General features: G+C 69.9%; 6 protein-coding genes. 4 read left to right on the top strand and 2 right to left on the bottom strand.

Annotated elements, in window-relative coordinates; translation table 11 throughout:
* The coding region (gene proP / locus WFH25_RS19215) for a glycine betaine/L-proline transporter ProP (RefSeq protein WP_336699059.1) at positions 1-1,509 on the bottom strand (1,509 nt) is incomplete at its 3' end.
* Between the two features lie 274 nt (positions 1,510-1,783).
* On the opposite strand from proP, the gene valS reads away from it, so the two are divergent.
* Together valS and WFH25_RS19205 are read left to right on the top strand one after the other, a co-directional pair.
* Positions 1,784-4,378: a valine--tRNA ligase gene (valS, locus tag WFH25_RS19210; protein WP_336699058.1), complete on the top strand. Its 2,595-nt coding sequence runs from the start codon at positions 1,784-1,786 to the stop codon at positions 4,376-4,378.
* A 65-nt stretch (positions 4,379-4,443) separates the two neighbouring features.
* Entirely contained in the window at positions 4,444-4,695 is a 252-nt protein-coding gene (locus WFH25_RS19205) for a hypothetical protein (RefSeq protein ID WP_070416567.1), read from the top strand.
* Between the two features lie 91 nt (positions 4,696-4,786).
* Here the strand turns inward: WFH25_RS19205 and WFH25_RS19200 are convergent, their stop codons facing one another.
* Positions 4,787-5,623 (bottom strand): alpha/beta fold hydrolase, encoded by an 837-nt coding sequence (locus WFH25_RS19200; protein WP_071301707.1) that lies wholly within the window; start codon positions 5,621-5,623, stop codon positions 4,787-4,789.
* Between the two features lie 121 nt (positions 5,624-5,744).
* Between WFH25_RS19200 and WFH25_RS19195 the strand changes: the two genes are divergently transcribed.
* Positions 5,745-6,338 (top strand): TetR/AcrR family transcriptional regulator, encoded by a 594-nt coding sequence (locus WFH25_RS19195; protein WP_070416569.1) that lies wholly within the window; start codon positions 5,745-5,747, stop codon positions 6,336-6,338.
* A gap of 88 nt (positions 6,339-6,426) precedes the next feature.
* On the top strand, positions 6,427-8,454 hold the full coding sequence (locus tag WFH25_RS19190; protein ID WP_336699056.1) for a M3 family metallopeptidase: 2,028 nt from the start codon (positions 6,427-6,429) through the stop codon (positions 8,452-8,454).
* The last annotated feature ends 67 nt before the right edge of the window (positions 8,455-8,521 follow it).

Here is an 8,521-nt window from a genome sequence, read left to right as displayed (position 1 = left end):
CGTCGAGAAGTCCTTCGCCCAGTCGGACTGCGCCAGCTCGGACTCCGGGTCGTTGTAGTCCTTGATGACGCCGGCGATCTCGTCCTCGTGCGCCACCGTGGGGCCGGACCCCATCAGCGGCGTCGCGGCCGTCTCCTTGGTGAAGTAGACGGCGACGAGCCCGATCAGGGCGGCCAGCATCAGGTAGAACGCCGGGATGTCCTCGGCCCAGCCGTAGCCGGCGTCCTTCGCGGCGTTGATGAGCGCCGAGGTCGCGAGCGGGGTCGTCCCACCGAAGAGCGACACCGACACGTTGAACGCGATGGCGAGCGCGCCGTAGCGGATGATCGTCGGGAACAGCGCCGGCAGGGTCGACGGCATGGTCGAGGTGAACGTCACGAGCACGACACCCAGGATCAGGAGTCCCGCGAAGACCCCCACGCCGGTACCGGTCTGCACCAGCTTGAGCGCCGGCCACGACAGCAGGATGAACCCGACGCAGCCCGCGGCGAGCACCGGACGTCGGCCGAACTTGTCGGACAGGCGACCACCGAACGTGATGACGACCATCATGAGGATCATCACGATCACGATGAGGATCAGGCCGAACGTGGCGTTCTGGCCGAGGTTCTGCTCCAGGTACGTCGGCATGTACGACAGGAGCATGTAGTCGGTCACGTTGAACACGAGGACCAGACCGATGCAGATGATCAGCGAGCGCCAGTTCTCGGCGAAGAGCTTGAGGAACGGGGTCTTCTGCCCCTCGCGCTCCGCGGCCTGCTCCTGCTGCTTCTGGAACGCCGGGGTCTCCTCCAGCTTGAGGCGCAGGTAGAGGCCGATCAGGCCGAGCGGACCGGCGATGATGAACGGGATGCGCCAACCCCAGCTGAGCAGGGCGTCCTCGGAGAGGCCGAACTGCAGGCCCGTCACGATCGATGCGCCGAGCACGTAGCCGGCGAGGGTGCCGAACTCGAGCCACGAGCCCATGAACCCGCGGCGCTTGTCCGGCGAGTACTCGGCGATGAACGTCGCCGCGCCGCCGTACTCACCACCGGTCGAGAAGCCCTGCACGAACCGCGCCACCAGCAGCAGCACGGGCGCCCAGAAGCCGATCGAGTTGTAGCTCGGGATCAGGCCGATCATGAGCGTGCCCGCGGCCATCAGGATCATCGTGAGGGCGAGGACCTTCTGCCGGCCGATCCTGTCGCCGATCGGGCCGAAGACCGCGCCGCCGATGGGGCGCACGATGAACGCTGCGGCGAAGAAGCCGAAGGTCGCGACGATGTTCGCGGCGGGGTCGCCCTCGGGGAGGAACACCTTCGAGATCGTCACCGTGAGGTAGGCGAAGATGCCGAAGTCGAACCACTCCATGGCGTTGCCGAGCGCGGCGGCCGCGACGGCACGCTTGAGCAGCGACTCCTCGACGACGGTGACGTCGTCCTCGGTCAGCTTGCGGCGTGCGCGCTTCGCGGCGCCCTTGGTGCGCAGGGGGCGGTCGCCCCGTGCGTTTCCTGCTTCGTTCGGTGCCAAGTGAGTTCCTCCGGTAGTGCTGTGTCTTGCCTTCGGGCGCCCGGCGGACGGCGACGCTGCAGTCCCTGCGAACCCTGCGTCCGCCGGACAAACTCCGACAGACTATCAGCTGCCCGGCGTGTCTGCCGGATCCGTGTGCTATTGGCCACCGGAGGGTCGGTGCGAGCCGCTACGATCGTGGGACTGCGCAGCACGCGCACACACTCAGGCACCTCATCACGGACTCGGTGCCGCACACAGCGGTCGCAGCACCGCACCGAACGGAAGGCCCGCCATGTCGAAGCCCATGCCCGAGAAGCCCACGGTGGACGGACTCGAAGACGTCTGGGGCCCGGTCTGGGAGCAGGACGGCACCTACCGGTTCGACCGCGACGCCGCTGGCGACCGCAGCAACGTCTACTCGATCGACACCCCGCCGCCGACCGCCTCGGGTTCGCTCCACATCGGGCACGTGTTCTCGTACACGCACACCGACCTCAAGGCCCGGTACGAGCGCATGCGCGGCAAGCACGTCTTCTACCCGATGGGCTGGGACGACAACGGTCTCCCCACCGAGCGCCGCGTGCAGAACTACTACGGCGTCCGCTGCGACCCGCAGCTCCCCTACGACGCCACCTTCGTGCCGCCGTTCGAGGGCGGGGACAACAAGTCCTCGAAGGCGGCCGACCAGATCCCGGTGTCGCGCCGCAACTTCATCGAGCTGTGCGAGCGCCTGACCGTGCAGGACGAGCAGCAGTTCGAGCACCTCTTCCGCACGCTCGGCCTCTCCGTCGACTGGACGCAGTCGTACCGGACGATCGACGACACCTCGCGGGCGAGCGCCCAGCGTGCCTTCCTCCGCAACCTCGAGCGTGGTGAGGCCTACCAGGCCGACGCCCCGACGCTCTGGGACGTCACGTTCCGCACCGCCGTGGCCCAGGCCGAGCTCGAGGACAAGGAGATGCCGGGCGCGTACCACGGCATCGCCTTCCACCGCACGGACGGCGGCGACGACGTCGTCATCCAGACCACCCGCCCCGAGCTGCTCCCCGCGTGCGTCGCCCTCGTCGCGCACCCGGACGACGAGCGCTTCCAGGACCTCTTCGGCACGACGGTCCGCTCACCCCTGTTCGACGTCGAGGTCCCGGTGCTCGCGCACCACCTCGCGCAGCAGGACAAGGGCGCCGGCATCGCGATGGTCTGCACCTTCGGCGACACCACCGACGTCGTGTGGTGGCGCGAGCTGCAGCTGCCGAACCGCGCGATCATCGGGTTCGACGGCCGCGTCCGCTCCGACGAGCCGGCCTGGATCGAGTCCGACGGCGGCAAGGCGCTCTACGCCGAGATGGCCGGCAAGACCGTGTTCTCGGCGAAGAAGGTCGTCGTGGACGCCCTGACCGAGTCCGGCGAGCTGATCGGCGACGTGAAGACGATCAACCACCCCGTGAAGTTCTTCGAGAAGGGCGACAAGCCGCTCGAGATCGTCTCGACCCGCCAGTGGTACATCGTGAACGGTGCCCGCGACGAGCATCTCAAGGCGACCCTCCGGCACCGCGGCGACGAGATCGCGTTCCACCCGGACTTCATGCGCGTCCGGTACGACAACTGGGTCGGCGGCCTCTCCGGCGACTGGCTCATCTCGCGCCAGCGCTTCTTCGGCGTGCCGCTGCCGGTCTGGTACCCGCTCGACGCCGACGGCAACCCGGTCTTCGACCAGCCGATCGTCCCGACCGAGGCCCGGCTCCCCGTCGACCCGGCGTCCGAGCCGGCCCCGGGCTACACCGAGGACCAGCGTGGTGTCGCCGGCGGGTTCCAGGGCGAGCTCGACGTGATGGACACCTGGGCCACCTCGTCGCTCACCCCGCAGCTCGCGGGCAAGTGGGAGACCGACCCGGCGCTCTACGACCTCGTCTACCCCTACGACGTCCGCCCGCAGGCGCAGGACATCATCCGCACGTGGCTGTTCACGACGGTGCTCCGCAGCCAGCTCGAAGCGGACACCGTGCCGTGGAAGCACGCGAGCATCTCCGGCTTCATCGTGGACCCCGACCGCAAGAAGATGTCAAAGTCGAAGGGCAACGTCGTCACGCCGCTGTCGATCCTCGAGCAGCACGGCGCCGACGCGGTCCGCTACTGGGCGGCCTCGTCGAAGCTCGGCACCGACGCGGCCTTCGACCCGCAGAACCCGAAGCAGATCAAGGTCGGTCGTCGTCTGGCGATCAAGGTCCTCAACGCCGCGAAGTTCGTCTACGGCTTCCCGCTGCCCGAGGGCGCGACGAGCGTCACCGAGCCGCTCGACGTCGACGTGCTCGCCGAGCTCGGGTCGGTCATCGACCAGGCCACCACGGCGTTCGACGCGTTCGACCACGCCCGTGCCCTCGAGGTGATCGAGCGCTTCTTCTGGACCTTCTGCGACGACTACCTCGAGCTCGTCAAGGAGCGCGCGTACGGCACCGCCTCGGACGCGACGCACGAGACCCAGGCGAGCGCGGTCCTCGCGCTCCGCGCCGCGATCGACGCGCTGCTGCGCCTGCTGGCACCGTTCCTCCCGTTCGCGACGGAGGAAGTGTGGGCCTGGACCCACGAGACCAGCGTGCACCGCGCCTCCTGGCCGACCGTGGCCGAGCTGCCCACGCAGGCCGAGCCGACGGGGCTCCTCGGGGCGGTGGGCCAGGCGCTCATCGGCATCCGCGGGGCGAAGACGGCCGCCAAGGCGTCCCAGAAGACGCCCGTGACGCGCGCCGTCGTGCAGGCTCCGGCCGAGACGCGGGCGCTCATCGAGCGCGCTGCGGTCGACCTGGCGGCCGTCGGCCGCATCGAGAACCTGTCGTTCGAGGACGGCGCGGAACTGGCCGTCACCGAGATCGAGCTGGCGGAACAGCAGGCGTAACGTCGGTCGTCCGGGCCGGGTCGCGTGTGCGATCCGGCCCGGCCACCACCGGACTGGAGGCACGGATGCAGTTGGGCAGACGCTGGAACGTGGGTGCCGAGGCACCCGGGCAACTCCCCGAGGCGATGGTCGTCGCCGTGCGGGGCGTCGAGGACGAGCTCGCGTCGGAGTCGGTCGACACGGCGGGGTGGGGCTGGACCCTGACCTTCCTCGAGGGCAAGCCGATGGTCGCGCTCGACGACGGCACCTCGATCCACCTCGACGACGCCGGGCGCGCCCAGGTCACGAACCCCGACGACGCCCCCGAGGAGGACTGAGGGCGCCGCGCGGCGCATCGCTTGGTGAGCAGAAATGGTCGGGTCCCGCTGGGGAACCCGACCATTCGTGCTCACGATGCGAGCACGCGCGCTACTTCGCGAGCCACCCCAGGAGCACCTCGTTCACCTCGGCGGTGTGCGTGGTGAGCAGGCCGTGCGGGGCACCCTCGATCTCGACGTACTCCGCCGCGGGCAGGGCCTTGCTGAAGCGTCGGCCGGTGGCGTCGATCGGCAGGATGTTGTCCGCCGTGCCGTGCACGATGAGCGCCGGGACGGTGACCTTCGGGATGTCCTGACGGAAGTCGGTCGGCCACGTCAGCGGTGCTGCGGCGGACGCGATGGCACCCGACCCGGCAGCGACGTTCCACGCGTTCCGGACGGCCTCTTCCGAGATGCGGGAGCCGAGGTTGTCCGACAGGTTGAAGAAGTCCTGGTAGAAGTTCGTGAAGTACGCGTACCGGTCCTTCTTCACGTCGGCGGCGATGCCCTCGAAGAACGACATCGGGCCGGCGCCGTCGGGGTTGTCGTCGGTGATCGCCAGGAAGGGCTCGAGCGAGGCCAGGAACGCGACCTTCGCGATCCGGTCCTCACCGTGACGGCCGATGTACCGGGCGATCTCGCCGGTGCCCATCGAGAAGCCGACGAGGATCACGTCGTGCAGGTCGAGGGTCGTCAGGACCGTGTGCAGGTCGTCGGCGAAGGTGTCGTAGTCGTAGCCGGTGGACGGCTGCGAGGACTGCCCGAAGCCACGGCGGTCGTACGTGATGACGCGGTAGCCGGCGTCGAGCAGGGCCGGGACCTGGCCCTCCCACGAGTTGCCGTCGAGCGGGAAGCCGTGGATCAGCACGATCGGCTGGCCGGTGCCCTTGTCCTCGTAGTGCAGTTCGATGTCGACGCTGTTCTCGGTCCCGACGGTGATGGCACCCATGGTCGTTCCTTCCCTGAACCTCGCGGAGAACGGTCGTTCTCCGTCGATGTGGCTTACACTAGAGAACGGTCGTTCCCGGCGCAAGTCGAGAACGGTGAACACGCAGCGAACGGGGTACGCCATGGCAACCAGCACGCTCCCGACCGTCGACCCCGACGTCCGGGCACACATCGTCGACGTCGCCGACCAGCTCTTCTACGCGCGCGGCATCCAGTCCGTCGGCATGGACGAGATCCGCACCGGCGCCGGGGTGTCGCTCAAGAAGCTCTACGCCGCGTTCCCCGGCAAGGAGCAGCTGATCGCCGCGGTCCTCGCCGGACGCCACGACGTCTGGGAACACGGGGTCCACGGCGCGGTCGACACCGCCACCACCCCGCGTGACAAGCTGCTCGCGGTCTACGACTTCCTCGAGTCGTGGTTCGGCGACGACACCTTCCGCGGCTGCGGGTTCATCAACGCGTTCGGCGAGCTCGGAGCGACCTCCCCCGCCGTCGCCGAGATCGCCCGTGCCCACAAGGACTCGTTCCAGCGCTTCGTGCAGGACCTCGCGGCCTCGGTCGTCCGCGACCCCGCCACCGCCGAGGAACTCGCCGCCCAGCTCGCCCTCCTCGCCGAGGGGGCACAGACCACGGCCGCCATCGCCGGGTCGACGACGCCGGCGCGGCACGCGCGGCGGGCAGCCGAGACCCTCATCGACGCGGCGACGCGCGCCTGAGACGCGACCGACTCTCGGACGGGAGGCGCGGGTCGGGTCCGCACCGCGCCTCCCGTCCGACAGCGTCACCGGTCCGTAGGGTGGAGCGATGGCAACCCCGTTCGATGGACCGAGCACGCTTCCCTACGCCCTCCCGCCGTTCCGCGAGGTACGGCTCGAGCACTACCGCCCCGCGTTCGACGCCGGCATGGCCGAGCAGCGCACCGAGGTCGAGGCGATCGCCGCCTCCCCTGACGAACCCACCTTCGAGAACACGCTCGTGGCGCTCGAGCGCACCGGGCAGCTGCTCGCCCGCGTGAGCCACGTGTTCTTCACGCTGTCGTCGGCGGACTCGACGCCGGAGCTGCACGACCTCGAGGCCGAGGTCTCCCCGCTGCTCGCTGCACACCGCGACGCGATCACGCTCGACGGACGTCTGTACGCACGGGTGGCGGCGGTCCGCGATTCGCTCGACGACCGGGCCGACCTCACCGACGAGGACCGTCGGCTGGTCGAGCGCACGCACACCGAGATGACCCTCGCGGGCGCCGGGCTCGACGACGCCGGCAAGGAACGGCTCACCGCGATCAACCAGGAGCTCTCGACGCTCACGACGACCTTCGAGCGGAACCTGCTCGAAGACACGAACGACCTCGCCGTGCACGTGTCGGATGTTTCGGAACTGTCGGGCCTCGACGACGGCGTGAAGTCCGCCGCCGCCGCAGCCGCTGCCGACCGGGGGCTCGACGGCTGGCTCATCACACTGCCGCTCTACACCGGGCATCCGTGGCTGTCGTCGCTGGCCGACCGCGGGCTGCGTCGGCGGATCATGGAGGCCTCGCTCTCCCGTGGCCGTCGGGGCAACGACCACGACAACCGCGACGTCCTCCTGCGCATCGTCCGACTCCGGGCCGAGCGCGCCGAACTCCTCGGCTTCCCGAACCACGCCGCGGTCGTCACGGCCGACGAGACCGCCGGGACGCCCGAAGCCGTCGACGGTCTGCTGTCGTCCCTTGTCGGCGCGGCCGCTCGCAACGCCGACGACGAACGGGACGTCCGCGCCCGGGTGCTCGGTCACGAGGTCGAGTCGTGGGACTGGGCGTACGCGACCGAGCTCCTGCGCGGTGAGCAGTTCGCGGCGGACAGCTCGGCGCTCCGCCCCTACTTCGAGGCCGACCGGGTGCTGCACGACGGCGTCTTCCACGCTGCCGGCGAGCTCTACGGCCTGACGTTCACCAAGCGCCCCGACCTGCACGGGTACAACGACGAGGTGCGGGTGTTCGAGGTGCGCGGCGCCTCCGGTGAGGAGGTCGGGCTCTACCTGCTCGACCTCTACACGCGGGACGGCAAGCGCGGCGGCGCGTGGATGAACCCCGTCGTGGAGCAGTCCGCGCTGCTCGGTACGCTGCCCGTCGTCGTGAACAACCTCAACGTCGCGAAGCCGGCCGCCGGATCACCGACGCTCCTCATCCAGGACGAGGTCGAGACGCTCTTCCACGAGTTCGGGCACGCGCTGCACGGCCTCATCGCCCGCACCACCTACCCCCGCTTCTCGGGCACGAACGTGGAGCGGGACTTCGTCGAGTTCCCGTCGCAGGTGAACGAGATGTGGGTGTCGTGGCCGTCCGTCCTGGCGAACTACGCCAAGCACCACGAGACCGGGGCGCCCCTGCCGCCGGAGCTCGTCCTGGGGCTCAGCGACTCCGCCGGCTTCAACGAGGGGTTCGCGACGACGGAGTACCTCGCCGCGGCGCTGCTCGACCAGGCGTGGCACCGCCTCTCCGCTGCCTCGGCGGCTTCCGTGACCTCGGTCGAGGACTTCGAGCGGGCGGCTCTGGAATCCGCGGGCATCGCGGTCGAGGCCGTCCCGCCGCGGTACTCGTCGACGTACTTCGCGCACACGTTCTCGGGCGGGTACGACGCCGGGTACTACGGGTACATCTGGTCCGAGGTGCTCGATGCCGACACCGTGGAGTGGTTCCGCTCGAACGGTGGGCTCTCGCGCGCAGCGGGTGAGCGGTTCGCGTCGAAGTTGCTCGGCGTCGGCGGGGCGAAGGACCCGCTCGAGGCGTACCGGGACTTCCGCGGGCGCGATGCCGAGGTGGGGCCGCTGTTGCGGCGCCGCGGGCTGGAGTAGGGGGCGCGGGGCGCGCGCGGCGCGCGGCGCGCGCCGCGGGCTGCGCGCCGCGCGGCGCGGCGCGCGG

Origin of the sequence: Curtobacterium sp. USHLN213, assembly GCF_037144815.1 — a bacterium.
Lineage (GTDB): Bacteria > Actinomycetota > Actinomycetes > Actinomycetales > Microbacteriaceae > Curtobacterium.
This window is presented reverse-complemented; position numbering and strand designations above follow the sequence as displayed.